Source organism: Faecalibacillus sp. MSK20_93, assembly GCF_020589945.1.
GTDB classification, from domain to species: Bacteria; Bacillota_I; Bacilli_A; order Erysipelotrichales; family Coprobacillaceae; genus Faecalibacillus; species Faecalibacillus intestinalis.
Window position 1 is genome coordinate 1 of record NZ_JAJDKA010000110.1, and the last position, 2,785, is coordinate 2,785.

The 2,785-nt window shown below is 29.8% G+C and carries 3 protein-coding genes; 2 read left to right on the forward strand and 1 reads right to left on the reverse strand.

Translation table 11 applies throughout. From position 1 onward, the window contains the following. Window positions 1-192: 192 nt before the first annotated feature. The gene (gene rpmB / locus LJD34_RS15695; RefSeq protein ID WP_022002209.1) at window positions 193-378 is read right to left on the reverse strand and encodes a 50S ribosomal protein L28; all 186 of its coding nucleotides are present in this window, start codon (window positions 376-378) and stop codon (window positions 193-195) included. 286 nt (window positions 379-664) lie between these two features. Between rpmB and LJD34_RS15700 the strand changes: the two genes are divergently transcribed. After that, window positions 665-1,021: an Asp23/Gls24 family envelope stress response protein gene (locus LJD34_RS15700; protein ID WP_022002208.1), complete on the forward strand. Its 357-nt coding sequence runs from the start codon at window positions 665-667 to the stop codon at window positions 1,019-1,021. A gap of 12 nt (window positions 1,022-1,033) precedes the next feature. After that, the gene (locus tag LJD34_RS15705; RefSeq protein ID WP_227360339.1) at window positions 1,034-2,695 is read left to right on the forward strand and encodes a DAK2 domain-containing protein; all 1,662 of its coding nucleotides are present in this window, start codon (window positions 1,034-1,036) and stop codon (window positions 2,693-2,695) included. Window positions 2,696-2,785: the final 90 nt, after the last annotated feature.

Genomic DNA, 2,785 nt, shown 5'->3' on the forward strand with positions numbered 1-2,785 from the left:
AGACTTTTATAGTCAATTTGGAGTTAAAGATAAAAGACATCGGATTTATTGCTTTTAAGGTAATGATCGATGTCTTTTTTTTTGAAAATAAGATTTTGCTTTTGTTGTATTGTTTATACTTTCTACAGGTGTTTTGTTTTTTAATAAGTTGTTTATAAACAAAAAAACAGTACTATGTACTGTCTTCATCTATTATCCAGCTTTTCTTAATGTTCTTAACTCTTTAGCAGAAATTCTAACTTTTGTAGGTTTACCATCTACTAAAATAGTAGCTTTTTGTAAGTTAACATTCCATTTTCTTCTACTTGAGTTTAACGCATGAGAACGAGTGTTTCCTGATAATGGACCTCTACCACTGATTTGGCATTTTCTTGACATGTTCTTTCCCTCCTTTAGTAGTTGTTCTACGTACTGTGTTATATTAACATTATTTATAGTATAATGCAAACATTTTTTTACAAAAAAGCTTTTTTTATCAATATTTGTGATTATAAATACTTTATATAATGATAAAAATGAGTTAATTTGTATTTTTTTTTAATAATATGTGATATGATGGCTTGTGGTTGGAAAGATACTAAAAGAGTGATTATAATTTGTAAATATTATATTTTTAAGGTATAATAATGTTTGAACATGAAATCATTTTAAGGAGGATAACTTGATGATTGAAAAAAATACAAATTTAGGATCAGTAAATATTTCTTTAGATGTAGTTTCTACTGTAGCTGGTGGAGCTGCTACTGAATGTTATGGTGTAGTAGGTATGGCTAGCCAAAAGAAATTAAAAGATGGATTTTATGAATTATTAAAGAAAGAAAATTATTCTAAAGGAATTATTGCGAGTGATGGAGAAACTGGTTTAATTTTAGATTTATATATCATTTTAGGATATGGAATTAAAATTAATGAAATTTTAGTTGAAGTTCAAAAGAAAGTGAAATACGTTGTTGAATCAACATTAGATGTCAAAGTTGAGGCAGTTAATGTTTATGTTCAAGGACTTCGTAATATCGATTAGTGGAGGAAAAATATGCAAATACTTACAGGAAAGCTATTTAAAGAGATGGTTTTATGTGGTGCGAATACTCTTCATAATAATCATCCTGAAATAGATGCTTTAAACGTATTCCCTGTACCTGATGGGGATACTGGAACAAACATGTCTATGACTTTTAATGCTGGAGCAGCAGAAATCAAAGATATGGATAGTGACAATATTTATGATATTGCTAAAAAATTATCTAAAGGTTTATTGATGGGAGCACGTGGTAACTCAGGTGTTATCTTATCACAAATCTTTAGAGGATTTGCAATGGGATTAGAAGGTCATGAAAGCGTTGATGCTGTTGCTTTTGCCAATGCTTGGAAAAGTGGGGCAGAAGTTGCTTATAAAGCTGTTATGAGACCTGTTGAAGGAACTATTTTAACTGTTATTAGAGAAGCAAGTGAAAAGATCGTTGAATATACTCAACCAGGTATGGAAATTGAAGATGTTTTCTCTTATTTTGTAAAAGAAGCAGAAAATTCATTAGAAAGAACACCTGAATTACTTCCAGTATTAAAAGAAGTAGGTGTCGTTGATAGTGGTGGAGCAGGTTTATTATTAGTTTTAACTGGATTTATGGCTGCTTTAACAGGAGACCGTGTTGATTTTGTTGATATTAAATCAGAAGGTCAAGTAAATGCAGGAACTGAATTAGAATCTGGTGAAGAAGGATATGGATACTGTACAGAATTTATTGTTCGTCTTGAACCTTCATTAATTGATAAATTCTCAGAAAACCAATTAAAGAAAGAATTAGAAAGAATTCCAGGAAACAGTATTGTCGTTGTACAAGATGAAGATATCGTTAAAGTACACGTACATACATTAAAACCAGGTGAAGCTTTAAACTTAGCACAAAGATTTGGTGAATTTGTGAAGTTAAAAATTGAAAATATGCAAGAACAAGCAAATAACTTACAAAATGCTGCAGCAAGTCAAGGAAGTATTGTAGGTGTTGATGATAGCAAACCTCAAAAACGCGAAGCTAAAGAAACAGCTATTATTTCTGTTTGTGCTGGACAAGGTGTAGAAGATGCATTCTTAGAATTACATTGTGATTATGTTGTAAGTGGTGGACAAACAATGAATCCATCTACTGAAGATATGGTTGCAGCTGTTAAAGAAGTAAATGCTAAAAATGTTATTATCTTACCAAATAACTCTAATATTGTAATGACTGCTCAACAAACAGCTACAATCTTAGAAGGAGAAGTCAATGTTATTGTTATTCCAACAAAAACAATTCCTCAAGGATTATCAGCATGTGTTATGTATAATCCAGAAGTTTCATTAGAAGATAATATTGCTGAAATGGAAGATGCTGTTGCTAATGTTAAAACTGGACAAGTAACATTTGCGATTAAAGATACAAATATTGATGGTGTTGAAATTAAAGCTAATGATTATATGGCTTTAGTTGAAAAAGATATTGTTGCTTGTAAACCAAATAAATTAGATGCTTTAAAAGTATGTTTAGAAAAACTAGTAGATGAAGATTCTGAATTAATTACTTTACTTGTTGGTGAAGATGTTGTTGATGAAGAAGTAGAAGAAATCGAAAGCTACATTGAAGATAACTTTGATGCAGAAGTAGATATTATCGAAGGAAAACAACCTGTTTATTCATTTATTATTGGTGTCGAATAAAATTTGAAGTCAAAAAACTATCTCTTTTTTTATTTGCTAAAGTGAAAAGTTAAATTCCACTTTAAAAAAATGAAAAATAAAAGTAGAATT